This is a genomic window from Streptomyces sp. NPDC058221 (assembly GCF_042882365.1).
Classification (GTDB): Bacteria; Actinomycetota; Actinomycetes; order Streptomycetales; family Streptomycetaceae; genus Streptomyces.
In genome coordinates, this window is record NZ_JBHVWF010000016.1 from 55,296 (window position 1) to 79,555 (window position 24,260).

26 protein-coding genes are annotated in these 24,260 nt (G+C 71.0%); 15 read left to right on the forward strand and 11 right to left on the reverse strand.

The genetic code is table 11. The annotated features are described in order from the left end of the window. Positions 1 to 17: 17 nt before the first annotated feature. From ACFVW8_RS08175 to ACFVW8_RS08200, 6 genes are all read left to right on the forward strand, one after another. Complete coding sequence (locus ACFVW8_RS08175) at positions 18 to 653, forward strand: TetR/AcrR family transcriptional regulator (protein WP_389687320.1); 636 nt, start codon at positions 18 to 20, stop codon at positions 651 to 653. Positions 654 to 1,059: 406 nt separating this feature from the next. Further along, a complete protein-coding gene (locus tag ACFVW8_RS08180) occupies positions 1,060 to 2,616 on the forward strand; it encodes a hypothetical protein (protein WP_389687322.1) in 1,557 nt (518 codons plus the stop codon). A 25-nt stretch (positions 2,617 to 2,641) separates the two neighbouring features. Further along, on the forward strand, positions 2,642 to 3,223 hold the full coding sequence (locus tag ACFVW8_RS08185; RefSeq protein WP_389687324.1) for a hypothetical protein: 582 nt from the start codon (positions 2,642 to 2,644) through the stop codon (positions 3,221 to 3,223). 36 nt (positions 3,224 to 3,259) lie between these two features. Next, a complete protein-coding gene (locus tag ACFVW8_RS08190) occupies positions 3,260 to 3,709 on the forward strand; it encodes a hypothetical protein (RefSeq protein ID WP_389687326.1) in 450 nt (149 codons plus the stop codon). Between the two features lie 39 nt (positions 3,710 to 3,748). After that, positions 3,749 to 4,162, forward strand: coding sequence for a DUF3592 domain-containing protein (locus ACFVW8_RS08195; protein WP_389687328.1), 414 nt, complete (start codon positions 3,749 to 3,751; stop codon positions 4,160 to 4,162). Positions 4,163 to 4,257: 95 nt separating this feature from the next. After that, complete coding sequence (locus ACFVW8_RS08200) at positions 4,258 to 5,481, forward strand: alpha/beta hydrolase family protein (RefSeq protein WP_389687330.1); 1,224 nt, start codon at positions 4,258 to 4,260, stop codon at positions 5,479 to 5,481. A 103-nt stretch (positions 5,482 to 5,584) separates the two neighbouring features. Here ACFVW8_RS08200 and ACFVW8_RS08205 read toward each other — a convergent pair whose 3' ends face one another. Next, positions 5,585 to 6,058 (reverse strand): carboxymuconolactone decarboxylase family protein, encoded by a 474-nt coding sequence (locus ACFVW8_RS08205; protein WP_389687332.1) that lies wholly within the window; start codon positions 6,056 to 6,058, stop codon positions 5,585 to 5,587. A 91-nt stretch (positions 6,059 to 6,149) separates the two neighbouring features. Then, positions 6,150 to 6,785, reverse strand: coding sequence for a hypothetical protein (locus ACFVW8_RS08210; protein ID WP_389687334.1), 636 nt, complete (start codon positions 6,783 to 6,785; stop codon positions 6,150 to 6,152). A 269-nt stretch (positions 6,786 to 7,054) separates the two neighbouring features. Between ACFVW8_RS08210 and ACFVW8_RS08215 the strand changes: the two genes are divergently transcribed. After that, entirely contained in the window at positions 7,055 to 7,657 is a 603-nt protein-coding gene (locus tag ACFVW8_RS08215) for a DinB family protein (RefSeq protein WP_389687336.1), read from the forward strand. Positions 7,658 to 7,743: 86 nt separating this feature from the next. Here ACFVW8_RS08215 and ACFVW8_RS08220 read toward each other — a convergent pair whose 3' ends face one another. Then, positions 7,744 to 9,087, reverse strand: a complete 1,344-nt coding sequence (locus ACFVW8_RS08220; RefSeq protein ID WP_389687338.1) for an MFS transporter — start codon at positions 9,085 to 9,087, stop codon at positions 7,744 to 7,746. A 59-nt stretch (positions 9,088 to 9,146) separates the two neighbouring features. On the opposite strand from ACFVW8_RS08220, the gene ACFVW8_RS08225 reads away from it, so the two are divergent. After that, positions 9,147 to 10,130: a helix-turn-helix domain-containing protein gene (locus ACFVW8_RS08225; protein ID WP_389687340.1), complete on the forward strand. Its 984-nt coding sequence runs from the start codon at positions 9,147 to 9,149 to the stop codon at positions 10,128 to 10,130. A gap of 135 nt (positions 10,131 to 10,265) precedes the next feature. Further along, positions 10,266 to 11,126, forward strand: coding sequence for a Bax inhibitor-1/YccA family protein (locus ACFVW8_RS08230; protein WP_389687342.1), 861 nt, complete (start codon positions 10,266 to 10,268; stop codon positions 11,124 to 11,126). Positions 11,127 to 11,205: 79 nt separating this feature from the next. Here the strand turns inward: ACFVW8_RS08230 and ACFVW8_RS08235 are convergent, their stop codons facing one another. Then, positions 11,206 to 11,433: a DUF4287 domain-containing protein gene (locus ACFVW8_RS08235; RefSeq protein WP_136329858.1), complete on the reverse strand. Its 228-nt coding sequence runs from the start codon at positions 11,431 to 11,433 to the stop codon at positions 11,206 to 11,208. A gap of 103 nt (positions 11,434 to 11,536) precedes the next feature. On the opposite strand from ACFVW8_RS08235, the gene ACFVW8_RS08240 reads away from it, so the two are divergent. Further along, positions 11,537 to 11,854, forward strand: a complete 318-nt coding sequence (locus ACFVW8_RS08240) for a hypothetical protein (protein ID WP_389687344.1) — start codon at positions 11,537 to 11,539, stop codon at positions 11,852 to 11,854. Between the two features lie 90 nt (positions 11,855 to 11,944). Here ACFVW8_RS08240 and ACFVW8_RS08245 read toward each other — a convergent pair whose 3' ends face one another. From ACFVW8_RS08245 to ACFVW8_RS08255, 3 genes are all read right to left on the reverse strand, one after another. Beyond that, on the reverse strand, positions 11,945 to 12,796 hold the full coding sequence (locus ACFVW8_RS08245) for a hypothetical protein (protein ID WP_389687346.1): 852 nt from the start codon (positions 12,794 to 12,796) through the stop codon (positions 11,945 to 11,947). Positions 12,797 to 13,080: 284 nt separating this feature from the next. Continuing rightward, a complete protein-coding gene (locus ACFVW8_RS08250; protein WP_389687348.1) occupies positions 13,081 to 14,301 on the reverse strand; it encodes an acetyl-CoA C-acetyltransferase in 1,221 nt (406 codons plus the stop codon). 256 nt (positions 14,302 to 14,557) lie between these two features. Continuing rightward, a complete protein-coding gene (locus ACFVW8_RS08255; RefSeq protein ID WP_389687378.1) occupies positions 14,558 to 15,631 on the reverse strand; it encodes an SGNH/GDSL hydrolase family protein in 1,074 nt (357 codons plus the stop codon). A gap of 209 nt (positions 15,632 to 15,840) precedes the next feature. Between ACFVW8_RS08255 and ACFVW8_RS08260 the strand changes: the two genes are divergently transcribed. Further along, positions 15,841 to 17,247 (forward strand): cystathionine beta-synthase, encoded by a 1,407-nt coding sequence (locus tag ACFVW8_RS08260; protein ID WP_389687350.1) that lies wholly within the window; start codon positions 15,841 to 15,843, stop codon positions 17,245 to 17,247. Positions 17,248 to 17,548: 301 nt separating this feature from the next. Here the strand turns inward: ACFVW8_RS08260 and ACFVW8_RS08265 are convergent, their stop codons facing one another. Next, positions 17,549 to 18,364 carry a helix-turn-helix transcriptional regulator gene (locus ACFVW8_RS08265; protein ID WP_389687352.1) on the reverse strand — a complete coding sequence of 272 codons (816 nt, stop codon included), beginning with the start codon at positions 18,362 to 18,364 and terminating at the stop codon, positions 17,549 to 17,551. Positions 18,365 to 18,513: 149 nt separating this feature from the next. On the opposite strand from ACFVW8_RS08265, the gene ACFVW8_RS08270 reads away from it, so the two are divergent. Beyond that, complete coding sequence (locus tag ACFVW8_RS08270) at positions 18,514 to 19,275, forward strand: SDR family oxidoreductase (protein WP_389687354.1); 762 nt, start codon at positions 18,514 to 18,516, stop codon at positions 19,273 to 19,275. Positions 19,276 to 19,298: 23 nt separating this feature from the next. Here the strand turns inward: ACFVW8_RS08270 and ACFVW8_RS08275 are convergent, their stop codons facing one another. The 3 genes from ACFVW8_RS08275 to ACFVW8_RS08285 form a co-directional block, all read right to left on the reverse strand. Then, entirely contained in the window at positions 19,299 to 19,724 is a 426-nt protein-coding gene (locus ACFVW8_RS08275; RefSeq protein ID WP_389687356.1) for a hypothetical protein, read from the reverse strand. 85 nt (positions 19,725 to 19,809) lie between these two features. After that, positions 19,810 to 20,139, reverse strand: a complete 330-nt coding sequence (locus tag ACFVW8_RS08280; protein WP_389687358.1) for a YrdB family protein — start codon at positions 20,137 to 20,139, stop codon at positions 19,810 to 19,812. Beyond that, the gene (locus ACFVW8_RS08285) at positions 20,136 to 20,519 is read right to left on the reverse strand and encodes a hypothetical protein (protein ID WP_389687360.1); all 384 of its coding nucleotides are present in this window, start codon (positions 20,517 to 20,519) and stop codon (positions 20,136 to 20,138) included. The genes ACFVW8_RS08280 and ACFVW8_RS08285 overlap by 4 nt, the downstream gene beginning before the upstream one ends. Positions 20,520 to 20,578: 59 nt before the next feature. Here ACFVW8_RS08285 and ACFVW8_RS08290 point away from each other — a divergent pair, with 59 nt between their 5' ends. The 3 genes from ACFVW8_RS08290 (at position 20,579) to ACFVW8_RS08300 (ending at position 24,260) form a co-directional block, all read left to right on the forward strand. Continuing rightward, positions 20,579 to 21,025 carry a MarR family winged helix-turn-helix transcriptional regulator gene (locus ACFVW8_RS08290; RefSeq protein ID WP_389687362.1) on the forward strand — a complete coding sequence of 149 codons (447 nt, stop codon included), beginning with the start codon at positions 20,579 to 20,581 and terminating at the stop codon, positions 21,023 to 21,025. 101 nt (positions 21,026 to 21,126) lie between these two features. Then, complete coding sequence (locus ACFVW8_RS08295; protein WP_389687364.1) at positions 21,127 to 21,972, forward strand: MurR/RpiR family transcriptional regulator; 846 nt, start codon at positions 21,127 to 21,129, stop codon at positions 21,970 to 21,972. 644 nt (positions 21,973 to 22,616) lie between these two features. Next, positions 22,617 to 24,260: a DNA repair helicase XPB gene (locus ACFVW8_RS08300; RefSeq protein WP_389687366.1), complete on the forward strand. Its 1,644-nt coding sequence runs from the start codon at positions 22,617 to 22,619 to the stop codon at positions 24,258 to 24,260.

The window sequence follows — 24,260 nt, forward strand, 5'->3', positions numbered from 1 at the left end:
CGGTTACAGTGGGTCCCATGAAGCTGAGCAAAGACCGGATCATCGACGCCGGCATGGCGGTGTTCGCCGAGGCCGGCTACCACGGCCTGTCCATGCGGCAGGTGGCGAAGCGGCTCGATGCGCAGGCCGGCAGCATGTACTACCACGTGCCCAACAAGGCCGCCCTGCTCCAGCTGATGGCCGACAGACTGGCGCAACAGGCGTACGACGCGGGCACCGAGGCGCTGGCCGGGCTGCCGGAAGGGGCGGGCTGGCCGGAGCAGGTCGAGGCCCAGGCCGTCGCGCTCCGGCAGAGCCTGCTGAAACATCCGGGCGGCGCCGTCATGTTCGCCGACAGCCCGAAGGTGCTCAGTACCGGGGCGCTGTCCCTCATGGAGCGGCTGCTGCTGACCCTCAAGGACGGCGGCATCCACGACGAGCACCTCGGTGTCGCCGGCGACGCGGTGTTCAGCCACATCACCGGGTTCGTACTCCAGGAACAGAGCGAGCCGCCCGTTCTCGACGTCAGCGCCGAGGACGTCGCCGAACTCCGGCGGCGCTTCCCGATGACGCTGGCCGCAGCGGCCTCCCACGAACAGGACGAGATCTTCGCCCGCGGCGTGCGCCTCCTCTGCGCCGGGATCCGGGCGCTCGGAGAGGAAGGGCACGCCTGATCGGCGGGACGGCATCAGGCCGACCGGCTGGTGACCGGGGGAGTATGGGTCCGCCTGCGTACCTGCGTACCTGCGTACCTGCGTACCTGCGTACCTGCGTACCTGCGTACGTACCTGCGGGCCTGCGTGCCTACGGTCCGTCGGCGCCGTGCTGAGACCCTGTCCGGGAAATAGAAGCGAGCAATGCAGCCGGGCGGCCACTCCAAGCAACATCAATTACGTTCTCCACTGCTCGCTGACCCCTTTTGTCCGCCGGGTCGGTCCTTTGGTCGGCAGCGTCTCCGAATTGGAACCTGAATTGGGCCCACGGGCCCGTGCCGTAACAGGCGCACCTCTCATAACCTCCCTGCCCTGAGGGTCATACGGGGAGGACGAGAACATGCCGCGGACGAGGTATCGGGATCCCATGCCCAGAAGCAGACGGGGTGACCGGGGGGCGACCGCGTTCGAGTATCTCGGCACGATCTTGGTCGTCGTCGCCCTCATCGGCGGTGTGGCGGCGGCCGGTGTCGGCGGGCAGATCGGCCACCGGATCCACTGCCTCGTCGCCTCGATCGGCGGTGGCAACGGCGGGTGCGACTCCGGCAAGGGCGGCGAGGCGGGCGCCGATCCCAACGCCGAATTCGAGCCCATCACCTGCGCGACGGTCACGAAGTCCGGTACTCAGGGCGGCAAGGTGGGCGTTTCCTTCGAGACGCTCGGTATCGAATTCGGCGGCGAATTCGGCTTCGAGGAGACGACGTCCAAGGCCAAGACGGACGTCAACAAAGACGGAAAGATCGACGACAAGGACGAACAGGTCTCGCTCACCTTCACGGACGCCGCGTCGGTGAAGGGAACGGAAAAGCCGAAAGCCCGGGTCAAGATCGGCGACGTGGGCAAGGACAAGGTCGAGATCGGTGCCGGGCTCTCGGTCACCACGGGCGACACCTGGGTGTTTGACAGCCAGAAGGAAGCCGATCAGTTCCGCAAGGACCTCGAGGAGTACAAGAAGCTCAGCCGGCTGAACAAGCTCTCCAACCTCAGCCCGGTCGTGGGCGGCGCCACTGAGGTGGCCAAGTGGTTCGGCAAGGGGCCGAAGGCCAAGGAGAGCCGCCTCAAGAAGAACATCGAGGACAGGCTCGGCAACAAGCACATCACCACCCAGAAGCTGAGCCTGGAGGTCGCCGCGCAGGCCGGGTTCCAGTTCGGGTCGGGGATGAACGCCCCGGACACCACCAACCCGGACGGCACGACGACCCCGGCGCCCAAGCCCGGTGCCACCGCCGAGGCGGGCGTCAAGATCTCCGAGTCCCAGGAGGTCACCCTGACGCAGAACCACATCAACAACACCGACGCGTACACCTACCAGGCCAAGGCCACCGGTGGCGCGTATGCCAAGGGCGAGGCCGGGCCCGCCAAGGCCGGTGCCGAGGCGAACGGCTCGGCGGCGGGCGCCATCACCGTCACGGTCGACAGCAGGACCGGCAAGCTGAAGAGCATCACGATGACCCGGACCCTTGAGGGGAAGGCGGACGCCAACGCCGGTCTCAACGGTGACGTCAACGGCAACAAGAAGGGCGGCGGGACGACCTCCCAGGTCGTCACGACCACCGTGCCGCTCGACGACAAGAGCCTCTCCAAGGAGGAGTCCGACCGGATCAAGGCCCAGATGTTCTCCGGGCAGGGCATGAACAGTGCGTTCAACTACCTGTTCACCGGCACACCCGTCCCGACCGAGGACCCCGGCACCGACGACCCGTTCGGCCACTACGCGTTCCAGCACGGACAGGTCAGCAAGCAGGAGTACGACGGCTCCTCCTCGTCCGAGGAGATCGGCCTCGACGTGAACCTGGAGGTGGCGGGTATCAACGGCGCCTACACCACCTCCGAGAGCGAGAAGAACCTGCAGAAGGCCGAGTTCCTGGGGGCTCCCGCCAACGGGCAGCGCTCCTTCGTTCCGTACAGCTACTGTGCGAACTGATCGACCAGCACTAGGAGACGTGATCATGACCTACCGCTCCCTCCGCCGGACGGTGCAGGCCGTCGCCGTCACGACCGCTGTCCTCACCGCCGGACTCACGCTCGGCGGCTGCGGCTCCGACAAGGACGACGCACCGGCCGCGCCCAGCGGCTGGAAGGAGCTGTCGGGGCCGACCGTGTCACTCTCCTACCCGGCCGGTCTCACCGAGCAGAGCAAGGCGGAGCGCGGCAAGCTCAACGATGCCGCCGCACTGCGCAGCGAGGGGGACCGGCCCACGGTCAAGGTCTCGATCCAGAGCGGCTTCGCCAACGCCTCCAACGCGGACGACGCGGCCTCCGTCGGCCGCGCCCTGCTCATGGCGACCACCGAGGTGAAGGACACCAAGGACGCCGGTATCCCGGGCGCGAAGGGCGCGAAGCGCATCGACTTCAGCTACACCGGTACGGGTGTGCCGCAGTCGCCCCCGAAGGGCGCCAAGGTCAACGGCGTGGTCATCACGGGCGTCGACTCCAAGGGCAAGATCTACTCCGTGCGCATCGACGCCCAGGCGGGCAAGCTCAGCGACGCCGACCGGACGAAGATCGTCGACAGCATCGAGGTGAAGTAGTGCCCGAGCGCCGGCCGACGACGAAATGGCAGCCGAATGTCCCGATCTGACGCACATCGCGGGTACGCTCCCGCCGCCTCGGGCGGCAGGCCGCGGCTGATCGACCTGATGCTGCCCTGGGCCGCGGGCATCCTGGTGACCCTGGTCGCGGAGCTGGCCGTCGCGGTGGTCGTCTGGGACTGGGTGGCGGGCGACGACCCGTCGAAGGTGGCCTCGCCGGCCCGTACGATCCTGTTCCTGCATCTGCCGTCCGCCATCTGCATCGCGCTCGGCACCTGGGCCGCGGCGGCCCTGCACCGCTCACCGTCCCGGGACTCGCGCGTCAGGCACGCCCTGGCCGCGTTCGCGCCCGCCGTCGCTCTGCAGCTGGTGATCTACGTGTCCCAGGGGTCCGACCTCACGGTCGTCACCTTCCTGGTCCAGTTCGTGGTTCTGCCGGCCGGCTGTGCGGTGGGCTTCCTCGCCGACCGGCTGCGCAACGGCTAGCGGGACCAGGGACCAAGGCATCGAAGGATCAAGGATTCCATGAACACCTCGTACGTACTCATAGCTGTGGTCGCCCTGGCGGCACTGAGGTCGCTGGGACGGACCGCACAGCAGCTGCGTGGGGCGCGCTCAGGCGTCTCCGCGCCGGCGCGCTGCATCCGGGCGTACGAGCGCGACACGGCGACCGGCTCATCGGGCGACCGGCGGGCCCGGCACGTCTTCGCGTTCACCGCGCAGAACGGGGAGTGGGTCGAGTTCCAGGACGGCGGCAACAAGCGCTTCATCGAGGGCGCACGGGTCACGGTGCGCTACGACCCCGCCGACCCGAAGCGGACCGCGACCCTGGCCGGCAGCCCGCGTGCGGCCCTGGCCGAGGGGGCCGTCGGCCTGGTCCTGATGGCGCTCGTGCTGGTGATGTTCCTGACCGACTTCCCGGAGAACCTCTTCTCCTGACCGTCCGCGCTGTGCGGTGTACCTCTCTGGACGTATGCCAACTACCTCTGCGGAGCGATGTGTTGGGCGGGGCGCGCCGCCTAGGTTCCGGACCCATGAACAGACGTAGCCGCGCCTCCTCCGCACTCCCCGCACTGCCCGTGCTTGCCCTGGCCCTCACGCTTCTCACCGCCGGGGCGGCCTCGGCGGCCCCGGTCCCCGCCCCCGGGGTCTCCGCCGCCGCCGGCGCCACGGCCGCGGAGTCCGGGATCGAACTTCCGCGCCCCGCAGGCCCGTACGCGGTCGGCGTACAGACCCTGCATCTGACCGACCACACCCGCCGCGACCCGTGGGTGCCCTCGGCGGACAGAGAGCTGATGGTGTCGGTGCACTACCCGGCCCGTGCCGGGCGAGGTGCTCCGGCGCCCTATATGACGGACGAGGAGGCAGGGCTCCTGCTGGAGGCCCGGGGCCTCGGCGGCGTCGTTCCCGCCGCGACCGTCGGCGCCACGCGCACCCATGCCCGCCAGGACGCCGGGCCGGCGGCCGGCCGCTTCCCGCTGCTGTTGCTCTCGCCGGGCTTCTCGATGCCGCGTGCCACCTTGACCTCCCTCGCGGACGACCTGGCGAGCCGCGGCTATGTCGTCGCCGCCGTCGACCACGCGTACGAGTCCGTCGGCACGGCCTTTCCCGGCGGACGGGTGCTCACCTGCCTCGCCTGCGAACAGGTCACCGACGACGAGGAGCAGGCGCGTGCGGTGGTGGGCCGCGCGGACGATCTCTCGTTCGTCATCGACCGGCTGACCGGTCGGAACGGGCCGGCCGTGACCGTGCGGGGGCGGCCGGGCCTTCCGTACGCGCACATGATCGACCCGAAGCGCATCGGCGCGGCGGGGCATTCGATCGGAGGCGCGAGCGCGGCCGCGCTGATGGCGAGGGACGAGCGGGTACGGGCCGGCGTGAATCTGGACGGCGACTTCTTCGCCCCGCTCCCCGCCGGGGGCCTGGGCGGCCGGCCGTTCATGATGATGGGCGCCGAGTCCACGCACGCCCCCACCGCCGGGGCGAGCGACTGGCCGGCGGCCTGGGCGCTCCTGGACGGCTGGAAGCGCTGGCTGACGGTCTCGGGGGCCGAGCACTTCTCCTTCACCGACCTGCCGGTCCTGGCCGACCAGCTGGGCCTGGCCGATCCTGCGGCTCCGCTCACCGGGCAGCGGAGCTGGCAGCTCACGCGTGACTATGTGGCCGCGTTCTTCGACGTGCATCTGAGGGGTGCTTCCGATCCGCTGCTCGACGGCCCGGCAGCGGACCGCCCGGAGATCACGTTCCAGCAGCCGTGAGCCGTGATCCGGGCGTGGGTTGACCGGCCGGAGCGGTCCCGTGGCGCCCTGAGGCTCTCCGTCGGGCCACAGGGCGCCCACCGGCTCCCGGCTCCCGGAGCCGCTATCCGTGCCGGCCGACCTCGTAGCCGCCCGCGGGCTGCCGGGTGATGACGTTCAGCCGGTTGAAGGCGTTGATGATGGCGATGACGCACACCAGGGCGGCGAGCTGCTCCTCGTCGTAGTGCTTGGCGGCGTTGGCCCAGACCTCGTCCGGGACACCGCCCGCCGCGTCGGCGATGCGGGTGCCCTGCTCGGCCAGCTCCAGTGCGGCGCGCTCGGCCTCGGTGAAGACGGTGGCCTCCCGCCAGGCCGCGACCAGGTTGAGGCGCAGCTCGCTCTCCCCGGCGTGTGCGGCCTCCTTGGTGTGCATGTCGATACAGCCCGCGCAGCCGTTGATCTGGCTGGCGCGGAGCTTCACCAGCTCCTGCGTCGCCATCGGCAGCGCCGAGTCGGCGAGGGTGTTGCCCGCGGCGATGACGTGTTTGAGGGCCTTGGCCGCGACCGGGCTGTCGAAGGGGTTCAGACGGGCGTTCATGATGCGCTCCCTTGCGGTCTCTGTTCGGTGCCTCTGCCTCTTCGACGGATCGGCCCGGCGAGATGTAACACCACCAAATGTGACGTACGTCTCAGGATCCCGCTCGCGGTGCGGGTCCGTCGGCCTCGTCCATCACCTCGTCCAGGGCCTCGCGGGCCAAGGGGGCGAAACGCCGCTGCGCGGTCTCCACGAGGAGGCCCGTCTCCGCCGAGGCGGAGCGATAGTGCTCCTTCTGCTCTTCGCTCAGTGGCCCCTTGCCCAGCTCCATCAGGTATTCCACCGGCGGATGGATGTGCCGGTCGATGGCCTCCGCCCAGGCGGACGCGGCCCGCGCCACCGGGGCGGGGCCTTCGAGCTGAACCCGGTTGGCGGCCTGCCGGGTGGTCCGTGCGGCGTCGATGGCGAGGCCGCGCCTGGTGTCGTAGCGCTGCTGGTCGTAGGGGTCCAGCGTCAGCCTGGCCAGTTGCCAGACCGCTCCCTGTGCTTCGTGCCCGGCGTCCATGAGGGCCTGGTAGGCGGCCTGTCTGCTGTCCCGGCGCCACTTGCGGTGCTCGACTCGCAGATCGCGCCGCCGGGTTCGGTCGTCGGCCGCCTCCTGGCGTATCTGCTGCCGTTGCAGGGACTCGTCCTTGCGCCGTTCGGTCCGGGCGGTCACCAGCGCCGTCAGCCCGCTGCCGAGCAGGGTGCCGCCGACCGCGATGCCTGTGGTCATCCAGGTGCTCTCCATGGGGAGAGATTGTGCGGCAGGGCGCGAGCGGACCGGGAGCAGGGCCGAACTCCGCTTCTCGGCCGCCCCGTTGGGGCCCCTCGGCCGGGCATCGGGCCGCGGTAGCCTCGCTCCATGTCCGGGACATCCGTAGCGCGCTTCTACGACGAACTGGCCGACGACTACCACCTGATCTACCCGGACTGGGACGCGTGCACGGCAACGGCGCCCCGCGCACGCATGTGAATAAGCCGTTGGAGAGGGACCGGGCGCCCTGCCAGGTTGGGCTCATGATCGGAACAGGCCACAAGAAGGACCTTCACCTCTATCTGCAGGACGCGCGCGACACCTTCCTGTGGAAGCTGGAAGGGGCGTCCGAGTACGACATCCGGCGCCCCCTGACCCCGACCGGCACCAACCTGCTGGGGCTGGTCAAGCACGTGACCGGAGCCGAGGCGTTCTACTTCGGCGCCGCCTTCGGCCGGCCCGTCGACGCGCCGGAGCTCTGGATCGCGGGTGACGCCGAGCCGAACGCGGACCTGTGGGCCACCGCCGACGAGACGCGCGCTGCGATCGTCGCCCAGTACCGCCGGGTGTGGGCCCACTCCGACACGACGATCGACTCGCTGGAGCTCGACGCCGTCGGCCGCCTGCCCGGGGAGGCGGGGACGGAGCTGACCCTTCACCGGATCCTTGTCCACATGGTCGCCGAGACCCAGCGGCACGCCGGGCACGCCGACATCGTCCGGGAACTGATCGACGGGACCACGGGCCTGCGGATCGGGAGCGACAACATGGCCTCCGGCGACGCGGAGTGGTGGGCGGGCCACCGGGACCGGGTGGAGCGCGCGGCCCGGGACGCCCCGGACGGCTCCGGTTCGCCGGTTCGCTGAACCGTCGGAGGAGCCGCCCGCCCGGTACGCCCCGGCCTGTCCGGCCCGCGGGGCCGCTGTCACCGGCACCGGGTGCCGGGACACCGTCAAACGGCACCCGCCGGACCCGGAGCGGCCGGAGCGGTCTCAGAGGCAGCGGCGCGGGCGTGGGGCAGACGGCGTACGGCGCGGGAGGCCAGGGGGAGGATGGCCGCGGCGGCGGACACGACGCCCGCCGCCGCGGCGACGTGGAAGGCACCGCAGGCCTCGGCCAGCGGGCCGACCGACAGCTGGCCTACCGGGATCGCGACGTAGGAGAGCAGGTCGTCGTACGAAGCGACGCGCGAGAGCACCTGGGGCGGGACGTGCTCCTGCAGCGAGGTGTCCCAGGAGACCGCGGTGACGGCGGAGCCCAGCCCGGCGACGAACGCGGCGGCGAGCAGCCACGGGGCGGGCAGACGCGCACCGATGGCGAGCAGGGGGAGCGCGGCGAGTGCGCTCGTCAGTTGTCCCAGGCGCAGCAGGTGCCGGACCACCAGCCGGTACATCAGCAGACTCGACACCAGCAGCCCGATCCCGCGGGCGCTGAGCACGAAGCCCCACGTCGCCTCGCCGCTGATCTGCCGGGTGAGCTGGGGGCCGAGAATCTGCCAGGTGCCCGTCTGGGCCAGATTCATCAGGCAGAAGGACAGCGTGCCGACCCACACCCAGCGGATCGCACGGAGCTCCGTCCACCCGTCGCGGATGTCGGTCAGCACGGTGGTGGCGGCGGCCTTGCGCGGGGGCGCGCTCGTATCGCCGGCCACCGCGTTCTCGCCGGGGAACGTGAGCCGCGCGAGGAAGGCTGCCGCGAGCAGGTAGGTGAACGCGTCGAAGGCGATGGCGGGGCCGCTGCCGACCGCCACCACGAGCACGCCCGACAGGCTCGGCCCGAGAATCTTCGTGGCGTTGCGGGCCGTTCCCAGCAGCGAGTTCGCCTGCTGGAGCCGGGACCTGTCGACGAGCTGCGGCAGGACTCCGCGCAGGGCTGGGGTGGTGAACGCGGCCAGTGCGCCGTTGAGGAACTCCAGTACGGCAACCGGGAACAGCGAGTAGTGGCCGGTCAGCAGGAGCGTCGCGACACCGCCCTGGGTGAGCGCCGAGCCCAGGTGGGCGGCGACCAGCACGTTCCGGCGTGAGGAGCGGTCGGCGACGGCCCCGCCCACCAGGAGCAGCGCCAGCAGCGGCAGCATGTGGACGGCCAGGACTACACCGAGGTCATGGGCGCTGCCGGAGGCGTCCAGGACCGCGAAGGCCAGCGCGACCGGGGCCATCGAACTGCCGAGCAGCGACACCAGACGGCCGGCGTAGAACGCGCGGAACCGCGGCTGCCCGAGAAGAGGCGGCTGTTTGAGGAGAGGTGGCTGTGTGGGAGGAGGGGGCTGCTTGGGAAGAGGGGGAAGCGGATGCACCGGGCGGATTCTGCGAAGGTCCGCCCGGTGCGCGCTAACGTTTCGGCAGGAGGCGAAAGATGGTGCTGCTGCGGCTGAGCTCGATGGCCCTGTCCCGGTCCAGGTTCGCGCTGTCGCCGCTGGCCGAGACGCTGGGGTCGATGAGCGTGCTGATCAAACCGTGCTCCGACCCCTGGCTCACTCCCTGGTACACCCGTCACCGCGACGCCTTTCTCGCCGTCCTTGACGCCGACCCCTTCGCCAAGGGGCTGGTCGAGCTGATCTGCTCGACCAAGTACCTGCCCGGCTTCGTCACCCTCCCGCCGTCCGGCGGCATGCGCACCGCCTTCGCCGACGAGCTGGAGCCGGTGGCCGCCGCCCCCGACGCGGCCGTGCGCGCCGACCTGGAGGCAGCGGTGGCGCACAGCTGGCAGCGGCACGACCTGGAGTGGCTGACCGGGCACGGATGGGGAGCCCGGACAGCCGGCTTGTTCCGGTACACGTGGGAGACGCACGTCCTTCCGGACTGGCCGCGCCGCCGGGCACTGCTGGAACGGGACGTCAGCCACCGGGCGGGGCTGCTGGCCGCCTACGGCTGGCCCCGGGCCCTCCAGCAGATGAACCGCCGCAGCGCCTGGGTCGGGGCTGACGCGATCCGCTTCAGCCACCAGCCCGGACCGGACCGCGTCGTCGGCGAGGACGGCATGCTGTTCGTACCGGTCTGTGTGACGAGCGGCACCTGGCTCTCCGAGGAGCCGCCGGCCCGCTACGCCCTGGTCTACCCGGCCCGCGGGTCCGCTGCCGCCGCCACCGGGCGGCCGGAGCCCGCCCACGCACTGGAACGGCTGATCGGCACCGGCCGCGCCGCCGTGCTCCACGAGCTGGAACGCCCCGCCACCAGCACCGAACTCGCCCACCACTTCGGCCAGTCGCTCGGCACGGTCGGAGGGCACCTGGCCGTCCTGCGCGAGGCCGGCCTGATCGCCGGTACGAGAGTCGGCCGGCGTGTCGTCTACCGGCGTACCGGGGCCGGCGATCTCCTCGTCGGACCGCGCCCGGTCTGAGCAGGGAACGAGGCGCCGCCGGGGCCGGGCCCGGCGGGCGATCGCGGAAAGATCCTCCCCTGGCACTAGAGAGTTTGTTTTGCCTACCCATTACTCTTGTTCCAAGGCCACGCTGGGTGGCCATGGAGGAGTGAGATGAGGAGCAGCAACCCGGTCTTCTCGCGACGGGGCTTCAGCCGCGACAACGGTTACGCGAACTTCAACGCGGCGCCGCAGGCCGGGGCCCCCGTGGCGGGTGCCAACCCGTACGCCACCAACCCATACGCCCAGCCGGACGCCCAGTACGGTGCCCCGCAGGCGCCTGCGCGCCCGAGGGCGATGACGATCGACGACGTCGTCACCCGTACGGCGCTGACGCTGGGCACGGTCGTGGTCGGTGCAGCGCTCTCCTGGGCCCTGCTCCCGGTCGACGAGGCCAACCTCGGCAAGTCGTACGGAATCGCGATCGGCGCCGCGCTGATCGCCTTCGTGCTGTCGCTCGTCCAGTCGTTCAAGCGCAAGCCCGTTCCCGCGCTGATCATCGCGTACGCCGCCTTCGAGGGCGTGTTCCTCGGCGTCATCTCCAGTGCGGTCAGCACCTACATCTCGCCGGGTGTCGTGATGCAGGCGGTGATCGGCACCATGTGTGTCTTCGCCGGTGTGCTGTTTGCGTACAAGATGCGCTGGATCCGCGTCACCCGCCGTTTCTACGGCTTCGTGATGGCTGCCGCCATGGGCTTCATGCTCCTGATGGTGGTCAACCTGCTGTTCGCCGCCTTCGGCGGCGGTGACGGCCTCGGCTTCCGCAGCGGCGGTCTCGGCATCCTCTTCGGTGTCGTCGGCATCATCCTCGGCGCGTGCTTCCTGGCCCTGGACTTCAAGATGGTTGAGGATGGCATCGCCTACGGCGCCCCGCGCGAGGAGTCCTGGCTGGCGGCCTTCGGCCTCACCCTGACCCTGGTGTGGATCTACCTGGAGATGCTGCGCCTGCTCTCCATCCTGAGCGGCAACGACTAGACCTGGCGCCCGGATACATCAACGGCCCGCAGACTCCTTCGCAGGAGCCTGCGGGCCGTTTCCGTTGCGCGGGGAGGGGCTACAGAAGCTTGCGGGCTGCTCGTCGCAGGTCGTACTCGTGGATGAGCGCCTTCGCGTGTCCGTACGCGAGGTCGTGTTCGCTCCGCAGCCAGCTGACCTTCTCCTCGAAGCGGAGAGCGGGGCCGTCCTCGACGGTGCGGAGCCAGTCGGAGATCTCACGACCGGTGCAGTGCGGGATTCTGGAGAGCAGATTGCGATGGGTCTCTTCGGACAGGACTTGGGACATCGGCGCCTCCGACGCGTTGTGCGCGGTACTGGTCCTTCCCGACACCGTGCCTGAGCGTCGGCCCGTTGGCAACCATCCCGGCGGGGGCGCGTAGGGTCGCGGCGTGCTCGATACGACGCCTTTGATCATCGCCGTGGACCGATTCGCCGACCGGCTGCGCGCGGCCCCGCAGAGCAGGCTGCAGCGGGGGGCGGCCGCCGAGGGGCTGGCCGTGGCCAGGCAGCTGGCGGTGCGGGCCCAGCGCATCGAGGCACCCGACCGGGAGCCGAGGACCATGCCGGACGGCGGGATCTTCGCGATCGGCGACCAGCTCGCGGTCGCGGGGCGGGATCTGGCCGTGGCACTGGAAAAGGCCCCGTCGGCGGAGCTGGACGAGGCCGTGCGATGCGTCGAGGAGGCGAACGCCCGGGCGTTCGCCTAGGCGGTGAGCGCGCGCTGCGCGCGGTGTCCTGCGGCAGCGGCCGGCGAGGGCCGCTGTGTGGGGGGAGGGGCCGGACGACCGGTCAGCGGGCTAGAAGCTCGCGATGACGCGGTCGGCCAGTATGTAGACGTTGTCCCTGCCGCAGGAGAACGTCAGCGCGTACGCACCTGAGACACCGGAACCGCCCAGCAGCACCGGGTGTTCACCGGAGCGCAGCGACTCGGCGAGCTGCTCGGCCGTCTCGCGGTGACCGGGGGTCATACAGAGCGTGGTGCCGTCGGCGAAGACGTAGACGTCGAGAGTGCCGAGCGGGCCGGGGCGCACGTCGGAGAGTTCCGTACGGCTGTCGGCGAGCTCTTCCAGGCGGTTCACCGTACGCTCGTGGTCGGTGACAACGGGTGTCTGCACCGGCACGAAGTCGGGGTGTGAGGGGTGGCGGCGGCGGGCCGCGGCCAGCTCGGGGGAGTCCTCGGCGAACTCGGCCGTCTCGGGGAACTCGGTGATGTCGGCCAGCTCCGTCAGCTCCTCCAGCGCCTCGGCGGCATCGAGGTCCATCGCCTCCAGGCCGACGAAATCGGCCTGGCGCGGCATGAAGAACGGGGCGTCCTCGCCGAGTCCGGCCAGACCGCCCAGCAGGGACGGTGCGTCGGCGGCGTCACGGGCTTCCTGCGAGGCCCAGAAGGCCCGGGCCTCGGCGAGCTCGCGCTCCCGTTCCTCGGCCAGCGCCTCGGCGACCGCCGCGCGTATCTCGGCGGCGGGGGTGGCGTCGTTCCGGCTCTGGGCCGGGACGGCGGCGGTACGGGCGTGGCCGTCGGCCAGCTCCCTTCGAAGGGCCGATACCTGCTTACGCAGCCCGTGAGCGGCGTGCAGAGCAGCGGCGCCCACGGCCGTGGCAGCGGCGGTGGTCAGCAACAGGGCAAGAGGCATGGCGCTCACTGACATACTCCCGATTTCAATCGATCCCCCGACTTCCTACATCAGCTTGACCTCTACCGGCACCATGTGTCAGTGCATTACGTCACGAATTGGACAGGTCTTTGTGCCTGAGGTTTAGCCCTGATGCGGGTGTGACCTGCGGGGATACCTCTCCCTCAGGAGATAGGTCACATCCTGGGGGAGATTCGGTCACGGTCGGGGCTCGGAACCGGCCACGCGGCCCGGTCCGGAGGGCCCGAAAGGCCGAAGGGCCGGGGCATCCCGGCCCCGGCCCCGGTCTCTGTCTCAGCTCAGCTCAGCCGCTCGATGACCATCGCCATGCCCTGGCCGCCGCCCACGCACATCGTCTCCAGACCGAACTGCTTGTCGTGGAACTGCAGGCTGTTGATCAGGGTGCCGGTGATCCGGGCGCCGGTCATGCCGAAGGGGTGGCCGACGGCGATGGCGCCGCCGTTGACGTTGACCTTGTCCAGCGGCAGGCCGAGGTCGCGGTAGGACGGGATCACCTGGGCGGCGAAGGCCTCGTTGATCTCGGCCAGGTCGATGTCGCCGACGCTCAGGCCGGCCCGCTTCAGCGCCTGCTTGCTCGCCTCGACCGGTCCGTAGCCCATGATCTCGGGGGAGAGACCGGAGACGCCGGTGGAGACGATCCGGGCCAGCGGGGTCAGGCCCAGCTCGCGCGCCTTGGTGTCGGACATGATCACGAGGGCCGCGGCGCCGTCGTTGAGCGGGCAGCAGTTGCCCGCGGTGACCAGGCCGTCAGGACGGAAGACGGGCTTCAGGCCCTGCACGCCCTCCAGGGTGACGCCCGCACGCGGGCCGTCGTCCTTGGAGACGACCGTGCCGTCCGGCGTCGTCACCGGGGTGATCTCGCGCTCCCAGAAGCCGTTCTTGAGGGCTTCCTCGGCGAGGTTCTGCGACCGCACGCCGAACTCGTCCATGTCCTGACGGGTGACGCCCTTGGTCCGGGCCAGGTTCTCCGCGGTCTGCCCCATCGAGATGTACGCGTCCGGCACCAGGCCGTCCTCGCGCGGGTCGTGCCAGCTCGCGCCCGACTCCTCGGCGCGGGCGGCGGTGCGGGCCTCGGCGTCGGCGAAGAGCGGGTTGTGGGTGTCGGGCCAGCTGTCGGAGTTGCCCTTGGCGAACCGGGACACCATCTCGACACCGGCCGAGATGAACACGTCGCCCTCGCCGGCCTTGATGGCGTGCAGCGCCATGCGGCTGGTCTGCAGGGAGGACGAGCAGTAGCGGGTGACCGTACAGCCGGGAAGGTGGTCCATCCCCATCTGCACGGCGATGATGCGGCCCAGGTTGTTGCCCTGCTCGCCGCCGGGGAGGCCGCAGCCCAGCATCAGGTCGTCGATGTCCTTGGGGTCCAGCTCGGGGACCTTGGCCAGCGCGGTCTGGATGATCGTGGCGGTCAGGTCGTCCGACCGCAGGTCCTTGAGCGAGCCTTTGAAGGCCCGGCCGATCGGGGAACGGGCAGCTGAGACGATCACGGCTTCGGGCATCACGCGGCTCCATGAGGGCTGGAAGGCTGTCGGGCTGGACTGCTCTGGAAGTTACCCGGACGTACTGCTGAGGTCACCCGACAGGGCATGTGATGCGGGCCTCTTTTCTAAGCAACCGCTCAGTCCGTCGGTTCGGGGGCCCGGAGGCCCGTCGGTTCGGGGCGCGGAAGCCCGCGGGCTTAAGGGCTGTCCCGAAGGGCGCCGGTTCGACCCGTCCGGACGCCCGTCGGTTCGGGCGGCCCGGAGGCTCATCGGCTCAGGCGGTCCGGGGCGAGGTACCGGTATCGGTGCCCGGACGCCGGTCCACCCGCGTCGAACCGCCCGCCTCCCCGGGCGCTTCTCCGTGCGCCCCCGGACGCGGGTGCGGATGCGGCTCGGTGGCGGCGGGCAGACGCCGCCGCCTGCGGTGCTTGAGGAGCGCCCAGGGCGCCCGCGCCCCGGTGACCTCCGTACCGGCCTCCCTGGCCGCCTGGGAGGCCGCCTTGGCCACCGGCAGCATGTCCTCGCGCCGGGCGCCGTCCAGATGATCGGACTCCGGCCACAGCCCCAGCACCGCGCAGAGCGTCGGCAGCATCGCCATCGCCGCGGTCGCGTAGCCCTCCGCCGAGGGGTGGTAGTTGTCCGGGCCGAACAGCTCCCGCGGGTTCGCCTCGAACTCCGGGCCCAGCAGATCGCCCAGCGACACCGTGCGCCCGCCCTGCTCGACCGAACCGATCGTCTGCGCCGCCGCCAGCTGCCGGCTCACCCGCCGGGCCAGCCACCGCAGCGGCTGGTAGACCGGCTCGATCGTGCCCAGGTCGGGACAGGTACCGACCACCACCTCGGCCCCCGCGGTGCGCAGCCTGCGCACCGCCGTGGTCAGACAGCGCACCGACTGGGTCGCCGGAATCCGGTGCGTCACATCGTTCGCCCCGATCATGATCACGCAGACGTCCGGAGCCCCGGACGGGTCCGCCAGCAGCAGCGAGACCTGCCGCTCCAGATCGTCCGACCTGGCCCCCGGCTGCGCGGCGTTGCGCAGATCCACCGGCCGCTCCGAGACGGCCGCAAGACCCGAGGCCAGCAGTGCCCCCGGAGTCTGTCCGGCCCGGCGCACCCCCTGCCCGGCCGCCGTCGAGTCCCCCAGCAGTCCCAGCCGCAACGGGTCCGACGGTCCGGCGAACGCCACCCCGTACCGTCCGTCCGCGCTCGGCGGGACCGGTGCGACACCACCGCCCACCAGCCGCTTCGCCAGTTGGACCTCCGCCAGCAGGACGCCCACCGCCGCGGCGCCCAGCAGCCCGACGCTGCCGCCGCCGTAGGCCGCGCCCGCTGCGATCCGCCGTGCCACCCTTGCCCTCGACACAGTCCGGTCCACCTCCTCGTCGCCTTGCGGCCTCACCCGCGATCGCCTGCGGCGTCGCGGGCCGTCGCGGTGAGGTCGTCACCGCCGTACACAGAGCTAACTGCCCGCAAGAGGCCGTCGTTCAATCGCTTCGCCCGATCTCGTGCCCGTACGCATACTCTTGCCGCACCATCACGGAGACCCCGGAGTACACGGTGCAATTCCACGATTCGATGATCAGCCTTGTAGGCAACACCCCGCTGGTGAGGCTGCGCAGTGTGACGGCCGGCATCCAGGCGACGGTCCTGGCCAAGGTCGAGTACTTCAACCCCGGCGGGTCGGTCAAGGACCGGATCGCCCTTCGCATGATCGAGTCCGCCGAGCAGAGCGGTGAGCTGCAGCCCGGAGGGACGATCGTCGAGCCGACGAGCGGCAACACGGGCGTCGGGCTGGCGATCGTCGCGCAGCAGAAGGGGTACAAGTGCATCTTCGTCTGCCCGGACAAGGTGTCCACGGACAAGATCAATGTGCTGCGCGCCTACGGGGCGGAGGTCGTCGTCTGCCCGACCGCCGTCGACCCCGAGCACCCGGACTCGTACTACAACGTCTCCGACCGGCTGGTCCATGAGACGCCCGGAGCCTGGAAGCCCGACCAGTACTCCAACCCGAACAACCCCCGTTCCCACTACGAGACCACCGGTCCCGAGCTGTGGGAGCAGACGGACGGGAAGATCACGCACTTCGTGGCGGGGGTCGGCACCGGCGGCACGATCAGCGGTACCGGCCGCTATCTGAAGGAGGTCAGCGGCGGCGCGGTCCAGGTCGTCGGCGCGGACCCGGAGGGTTCGGTCTACTCCGGCGGCTCCGGGCGGCCGTATCTGGTCGAGGGCGTCGGCGAGGACTTCTGGCCGACGGCGTACGACCGCACGGTCACCGACGAGATCGTCGCCGTGTCCGACAAGGACTCCTTCCAGATGACCCGCCGGCTCGCCAAGGAGGAGGGGTTGCTGGTCGGCGGCTCCTGCGGGATGGCGGTCGTGGGCGCGCTGGAGGTCGCGAAGCGGCTCGGGCCTGACGACGTGGTCGTCGTCCTGCTCCCGGACAGCGGGCGCGGCTACCTCAGCAAGATCTTCAACGACGAGTGGATGGCCGACTACGGCTTCCTGGAGGACGGCGGACCGTCCGCGCGCGTCGCGGACGTCCTCGACTACAAGGAGGGACCGATCCCGACGCTCGTCCACATGCACCCGGAGGAGACCGTCGGCGAGGCGATCGACGTCCTGCGCGAGTACGGCGTCTCGCAGATGCCGATCGTGAAGCCGGGCGCGGGCCACCCCGACGTGATGGCCGCCGAGGTCATCGGCTCGGTGGTCGAGCGGGAGCTGCTGAACGCGCTCTTCGCCCAGCGCGCCTCGCTCTCCGACCCGCTGGAGAAGCACATGTCACCGCCGCTGCCGCAGGTCGGTTCCGGCGAACCGGTCGAGGACCTGATGGCGGTGCTCGGCGGCACGGGCGCGGCCGACGCGGCGATCGTGCTGGTGGAGGGCAAGCCGAAGGGCGTGGTCAGCAGGCAGGACCTGCTGGCCTTCCTCGCCAAGGGCGCGGCGGCCCCCAAGCCGTAGGCGCGAAGCCCTCGTTCCGGCGGGCCGCAGCCAGGGCCTGTCCCGGGGCTTCGCGAAAACGGTACGAGCGCGACACGTGCCCGCAGCACCGGCTTAACACGGCTCGGGCAGATTGATGGGTGTCGGCAGGGAAACCCGCCGGCACCCATACGGCGACACGGACTACGGAGCGGCTCCCGGACCTCCACCGTCGCCCGGACGCGGAGACCGGCCCTGACCCGGGCCCGCGTCCCTCGCGGGGACCGCCGTCGTCCCGCCCCCTGGGAAACCGGGGGTGCGGCGGTCCCCGCGATACAACGCGTCAGGGCGCTGCCGTCAGCAGCGCCAGGCGTCCGGCGGACTCCGTTCCCGGCTCCGGGGTGTAGACCACCAGGCACTGGTCGGGATCCCCGGGCACGTCGAGCGTCTCGTACGGGAGCGTGAGCGGACCCGCGACCGGGTGGCTGATCCGCTTGACGCCGTACGCCTTCGCCTTCACCTGATGGTCCGCCCACAGCCGGCGGAAGTCCTCGTTCTTCACCGACAGTTCGCCGACCAGTGCGGCCAGCTGCTTGTCGTGCGGGTGCAGGCCCGCGTCCAGGCGCAGATGGGCGACCGTCTCCGCCGCCACGGCGGACCAGTCCGGATAGAGCTCCGGTGAGCCGGGGTCGAGGAACACCTGACGCGGGATGTTGCGCGCACCCGGGGAGAGCCGCGAGAAGCCGAGCAGCGCGTCGGCCGCCCCGTTCCACGCCAGTACGTCCATCCGGCGGCCCAGGACGAACGCCGGTGCCCCGCCCAGGGTGTCAAGCAGCAGCCGCAGCCCCGGCCGCACCCGCTGGGCGGCGGCCGGCGCCGCCGTGCGGGGCTTCGGGCGCGCCACCGTACGCAGATGGGCGTGCTCCGTCTCGTCCAGCCCGAGCACCCGGGCTATCGCGTCGAGCACGGAGTCCGAGACGCTCGGGCCGCGCCCCTGTTCCAGCCGGATGTAGTAGTCGACGCTCACTCCCGCGAGCTGTGCGACCTCCTCGCGGCGCAGTCCCGGAACCCGTCTGCGGCCGTAGGAGTTCAGCCCGACGTCCCCGGGCTGGATGCGGGCACGTCGTGAGCGGAGGAAGTCTCCGAGGTCGCCGTCCATGCCGCTGATCGTAGAAGACCCGGCCACAGCCCAGCCTGGTACTGCCGGACCCAGGAAAGACGCATCCCTGGGTAGCGGCGTCCCGCAGCCGCAGAGTTGGGCCCGGGCCGGGGAAAAGCCCCGGCAGCACAGCACCGAGGAGTACAGACATGTCGTACGGGACGCTCGCAGGCCGCACCGCCGTCATCACCGGAGCCGCCAGCGGCATGGGGAACGCGACCGCCCGGCTGCTCGCCGCGCAGGGTGTCCGGGTGGCGCTGCTGGCCCGCCGCGCGGAGCGGCTGGAGGAGCTGGCCGGGAAGATCACCGCCGACGGCGGTCAGGCGCTCGCCGTCGCGACCGATGTCACCGACCAGGCGTCCGTGGACGCCGCGGCCGAGCGGGTGCACGCGGAGTTCGGCCGGGTGGATCTGGTGGTCAACGCGGCCGGTGTGATGCTGCCGAACCCGGTGGACGAGGGCCGCACCGACGAGTGGCAGCGGATGCTGGACACCAATGTGGCGGGCGCCCTGCGCATCATCCGGGCCTTCACCGCGGACCTGGTGGCGGCCGCCGCCGACGGACACACCGCCGACCTGGTCAACATCTCCTCGATCGGCGCGCACATCACGTTCCCCAACTACGCGGTGTACGGCGCGACGAAGGCCGCGCTCAGCTATCTCTCGGCCTCGCTGCGCACCGAACTGGGCCCGCGCGACGTCCGGGTCACGAACGTCGAGCCGGGTCTCACCGACTCGGAACTGGCCGGTCACGTCGACAACGCGGAGCTGAGCGGGGAGCTCGACGGCATGTTCGACGCCCTCGGCGGGCTCACCGCCGACGAGATCGCCGACCTGATCGCCTACACCACCAGCCGTGCGCGCCACATCAATCTGCGCCAGCTGATCGTGCTGCCGACCCGTCAGGCGTGAAGAAGGTCCGGCTGCACCGCCGCTCAGCCCTCCCAGTCGGACATCGGCCGCTCCTCGTCCCGGCGCCTGAACAGCCGCCCGCCGTGGGCGACCTGGAGGGCGTTCACGCCGACGATCCCGAGCCAGGCCACGACCAGCCCCTGGATGCCCGCGTTGGCGACACCGATCGCGGACAGCGGGATGGCGAGGACCAGCGAGACGATCGCGAAGCCGAACCGCTCACCGAAATGCCCCAGCGGGGGCTCCGGGGAGCGAGCCCCCCTGGCGACGACGATCTGCTGTTCCGCGAGATGACGCCTGACCCGCCGGTCGAGCGTGCCGTCGAGCCGCTGCTCGACCTTCTCCAGAAACGACTCGACGAGCGCGGGCTCGTACTCGGCCCCCAGCTCGCTGCGGGCTTGCAGGGTGGCCTTGAGCTCCTTCTTGAGCTCGGTGTCGGGTGCGTCCATGGTTTCCACGGTACGAAGCGGGGGCGGCCGGGTCAGTGGGGCTAACCCCCCTGTTTGTCCGGGGGTGCGCCGGGGCCGTCCGGGCCTACTGGTGCCAGGCCACCGCGAGGCCCTTACTGACCGCCACGACGGCGGCGAGGGCGAGGGCCGGAACGGCGTATCCGGCCAGCGCCAGGGCCACGGCGCCCGCGCCGAACCAGCCGGCCTCGAAGACCACCCGTATCGCGCCGTGCACCTTGTGGGGTGCGTCGGGTGCACCGAACAGCCACCACAGCACGACCATGAGAGCCGGCCCGCCGATGCCCGCGAGCAGCCGCAGCGCCCACCCGGTGCCGAGAGAGAAGCCCCAGGTGGCCACGGATCCCAGGACGGCCAGTTCCGCCAGGAAGATGATCAGCAGGTTGAGTGACTTCATGCCGCGGTCCCCACGACAGGTGTGCCGGTGCGGCGGGTCAGCCACCAGGCGGTGCCGAGGTGGGTGGCCGCTGCGAGCGTCCCGCCGACGGCCATGCCGGTGACCCCCCGGCCGGCGCCGATGCACGCGTCGCCCAGCTGAGCCGCCCCGGCCACCGCCAGGACCGGTACCAGCGCGCGGCGTTCGCCCTTCAGCAGGTACACCAGTGCGGCGGCGAGCGGGACCGCCCGGACCGCGTACGCCTCGGCGTACACGTGGAGTCCGGCCGTCGGATCGGTGCCGGCCGGCAGGAGGAGCGTGGGGCGTGCCACCGCGATCACGGCCGCGACGGCCGAGCCCGCGGCCATGGCCACGTTGAGGCCGACCAGTGTGCGTCGCATTTCGTCACCTCATGAATCATTGACTCTATGAATGATTTCTCGATGATATGGTGCGGAGTGTGAAGGATGTCAAGCAGGAGACGCTGACCGACACCGTGGCCTTCCGGCTCGGCACGCTCGGCGCGATCACCGCCGAACTGTTCGCCGAGCGGCTCGCCGCCCACGGACTGAAGCCCAAGCACGCCGGGCTGATGGCCCTGCTGGCCAGTGGCGCGGCGGCCTCGCAGCAGGACATCGCCCGCACCATGCGGGTGACGCCCAGCCTGGTGGTCGGCCTCGCTGATCACCTGGAGGAGCTCGGCGCGGTCGGCCGGGAGCGCGACTCAGGCGACCGCCGCCGCCAGATCCTCACCCTCACCGACCGGGGCCGCGAACTGCTCGCCCTCTGCACGGCGACGGCGAACGCCATCGACGAGGAGCTGACGGCGGCTCTCGACGAACCGCTGCGCGCCGCTCTGCGTGCGGCGCTGGCCGAGCTGGCCGTACGGGCGGGCCTGCCCGGATAGGCCCGCGACGGGCCTCTGCATATGGACATGCAGACGCCTTCCTGGCTGAATGGATTCGGCGGCGCCGGAGCGCGGCGCGACGCGTCTACCGAGGGGACAGGATGAGCGGGAGCAGCCCGGCCGCGAGGTTGCAGCAGCTGTTCGAGGGGCGCAGGCTCACGCCGACCCAGCGGCGCATCGCCCACTCGATGGTGCGCAGGGCAGGCGACGCCCCGTTCCTGTCCAGCGTCGAACTGGCCGAGCTGGCCGGCGTGAGCCAGCCCTCCGTCACCCGGTTCGCCGTAGCGCTCGGCTTCGACGGCTATCCCGCGCTGCGCAGACATCTGCGCGAGGTCACCCCGGCCGGACCCGTCGACGGCGGCGGTGAGGACACGTACAACGAGTATCAGCAGGCGGTGCTCGGCGAGATCGAGAACCTGCGGCACCTCGCCGAACTCCTCGCCGACCCCGGCCCGGTCGAACGGGCCGGCCGGCTGCTCGCCGCCTCCCGTCCGCTGCCCGTGCTCGGGCTGCGCGCCGCCTCGTCGCAGGCCCGCGGATTCGGGTACTTCGCCGCCAAGGTGCACCCCGATGTCCGGGTGCTCGACGAGGGCGGCAGCATGCTGCACGACCGGATCGACGCCGCGAGGCGGGCCGGGGCCGGCGCGCTGATCTGTTTCGCACTGCCGCGCCACCCACGGGAGGTCGTGGACGCCCTCCGCTACGCACGGGAGCAGGGGCTGGCCGTGGTGTCGGTGGCGGATTCCGCCTTCGCCCCGGTCGCCCGGCACAGCGATCTGCTGATCCCGGCCGCCGTCGGGACCGGGCTCGCCTTCGACACGGCGTGTGCGCCGATGCTGCTCGGGCGGGTGCTCCTGGAGGCCATGTGCGACGCCCTGCCGGACGCGCAGGCGCGGCTGGAGGAGTTCGACGTGGCGGCGGCGGCGCGGGGCCTGTTCATCGAGTGAGGGTTCTGTCCTCAATCGCCGGACGGGCTTGGTTTGGTGCGGGTTTCCCGCGGGGGTGCGGGGTGCGGGGTGCCGTGGTGCGTGGGGTTCCGGGTCCCCCGGGGCGGGGGTTCCGTCCTCAAGCGCCGGACGGGCTTGGTGTGTGCGGGTTGCCCGTGGGGTGCGCGGTTTCTCGGTGGGTGGGGGTCCGGGGTCCCTCCGGGGCGTCTCCTCAAACGACGAACGTTCCGCGGGTACGCGATGAAACCCGGGTATCTGTTCGTCGTCCTGCGGGGACTCCCCTGCACGCCCCCGGACCCGGCCGCCGTGCGTCTGCGACCGTCGTGGGGCCGGTGTGCAGGCGCGGGTGATGCTGGGGTGGGGACGTGCAGGGGAGTCCCCGCAGGAAATGGCGTACGACCCGGGTCCTTCTCGGACCCGGGTGAACACGCCATTTTTGAGGAGACGCCCCGGAGGGGCACCGCCCCCCACCCACCGCGCAAGGGCGCACCCCGCGGGGGCACCCGCACCAAATCAAGCCCGTCCGGCGATTGAGGACAAAAGGCCCGCACCCCGGGCCACCGCATCCCGCCACCGCATACGGCACACTGGAGGTTTGGCCAACCCGCCGCCTCCGGGCGGCCCCGCAGAAAGGGCCGAAGCGCGTGACCGGACCCCTCATCGTCCAGAGCGACAAGACGCTGCTCCTGGAAGTCGACCACGAGCAGGCAGACGCCTGCCGCCGTGTGATCGCGCCCTTTGCCGAGCTGGAGCGCGCGCCCGAGCACATCCACACCTATCGGCTGACCCCGCTCGGGCTGTGGAACGCGCGAGCCGCGGGGCACGACGCCGAGCAGGTCGTCGACGCCCTCGTGAAGTTCTCGCGCTACCCCGTACCGCACGCGCTGCTCGTCGACATCGCAGAGACGATGGGCCGGTACGGCCGCCTCACGCTCTCCAAGCACCCGGTCCACGGACTGGTGCTGACCTCCAACGACCGGCCCGTCCTGGAGGAGATCCTCCGGTCGAAGAAGGTCCAGCCGCTGGTCGGCGCCAGGATCGACCCGGACACCGTGGCCGTGCACCCGTCCGAGCGCGGGCAGGTCAAGCAGACGCTGCTGAAGCTGGGCTGGCCGGCCGAGGACCTCGCCGGTTACGTGGACGGCGAGGCGCACCCGATCGAGCTGGACGAGAGCGGCTGGGCGCTGCGGCCGTATCAGCAGCAGGCCGTCGAGGGGTTCTGGCACGGCGGTTCCGGTGTAGTCGTGCTGCCCTGTGGGGCCGGAAAGACGCTGGTCGGGGCGGGCGCGATGGCGCAGGCCAAGGCGACCACGCTGATCCTGGTGACGAACACCGTCTCCGCCCGGCAGTGGAAGCACGAGCTGGTGAAGCGGACCTCGCTGACCGAGGAGGAGATCGGCGAGTACAGCGGGACGCGGAAGGAGATCCGGCCCGTCACCATCGCCACGTACCAGGTGCTGACGACCCGCAGGAAGGGCATCTATCCGCACCTGGAGCTCTTCGACTCCCGGGACTGGGGTCTGGTGATCTACGACGAGGTGCATCTGCTGCCCGCGCCGGTCTTCAAGTTCACCGCCGATCTCCAGGCCCGGCGCCGGCTGGGGCTCACGGCGACGCTGGTCCGGGAGGACGGCCGCGAGTCGGACGTCTTCTCGCTGATCGGGCCCAAGCGGTTCGACGCCCCGTGGAAGGAGATCGAGGCGCAGGGCTACATCGCGCCCGCCGACTGCGTCGAGGTACGGGTCAATCTGACGGACACCGAGCGGCTCGCGTACGCGACCGCCGAGGCCGAGGAGAAGTACCGGTTCTGCGCGACGACCGCGACGAAGCGGAAGGTCACCGAGGCGCTGGTGCGCAAGCACAAGGGCGAGCAGACGCTGGTCATCGGGCAGTACATCGACCAGCTCGACGAGCTGGGTGAGCATCTGGACGCCCCGGTGATCAAGGGCGAGACCAGCAACGCCCAGCGGGAGAAGCTGTTCGGGGCGTTCCGGGAGGGCGAGATCAGCGTGCTGGTCGTGTCGAAGGTGGCGAACTTCTCCATCGACCTGCCGGAGGCCACGGTCGCCATCCAGGTGTCCGGCACGTTCGGTTCGCGTCAGGAGGAGGCGCAGCGGCTCGGCCGGGTGCTGCGGCCGAAGGCGGACGGGCACGAGGCGCGGTTCTACTCGGTGGTCGCCCGCGACACGATCGACCAGGACTTCGCGGCCCACCGCCAGCGGTTCCTGGCCGAACAGGGCTACGCGTACCGGATCGTGGACGCGGACGAGCTGCTGGCGGGCAGCTGA